Consider the following 759-nt stretch of genomic DNA (forward strand, 5'->3'; position numbering starts at 1 on the left):
CACTGGCGCCACGCGCGCGCGCTGCTCGCCGCCGGCGACGGCCCCGGGCTGACCGAACGCCAGATCGCGGCGATCGCCGTCGAATGGGCCGCGGCCGCCGCGCCGCCCCACACCGATGCGTTGTTCGCGCTGCAGCCCGGCGCCTGGGTCGCGGTGCGCGCCGGCGGCAGCGATCCGCTGACCGATGCGCTGCTGCGCGCCGCGCGCGTGCCGGTGCTGGTCATCGACACCGATGCCGCGGCGCAGCGGCTGCCCTCGCGGGCGCCGGCTGTCGCGCTGTGCGAGGGCTTCGAGGACGAAGCCCAGGCCACCGCCGCGCAGGTGCTGGCCCACGTGCAGCGCGGCGAGCTGCCGGTGGCGCTGGTCGCGCAGGACCGCCTGCTGGTGCGCCGCGTGCACGCGCTGCTGGCACGGCAGTCGGTCGCGGTGCTGGACGAAACCGGCTGGAAGCTCTCGACCACCCGCGCCGCAGCGCAGCTGATGGGCTTGTTGCGGGCGGTCGGGGCATCGAGCGCCGATGCGACGCTCGACGCCCTCAAATCCCTGACCGCCCCATGGCCCGGCCTCGGCCCGGTGGCGGCGTTGGCGCAATCGCTCGAAGCCAGCTGCCGCCGCCATGGCTGGCGCCGCACCTCGCAGATCGACGCCGAACGCCTGCACCCCGGCGAGGCCCGGCTGTGGGGCGCGCTGGTCGAGGCGCTGGCGCCRCTCGCCGAGCCCGGCCGGCGGCCGCTGCGCGCGTGGTGCGAGGCGCTGCAG

Annotated in this window: 1 pseudogene; it reads left to right on the forward strand. The window is 77.4% G+C overall.

Features of this window, described 5'->3' with window-relative positions:
* Positions 1–759 (forward strand): annotated as a pseudogene (locus tag AC1D1T_RS32845) (PD-(D/E)XK nuclease family protein); the annotation flags it as partial.

It is taken from the genome of Rhizobacter sp. P2_H3, from assembly GCF_056403355.1.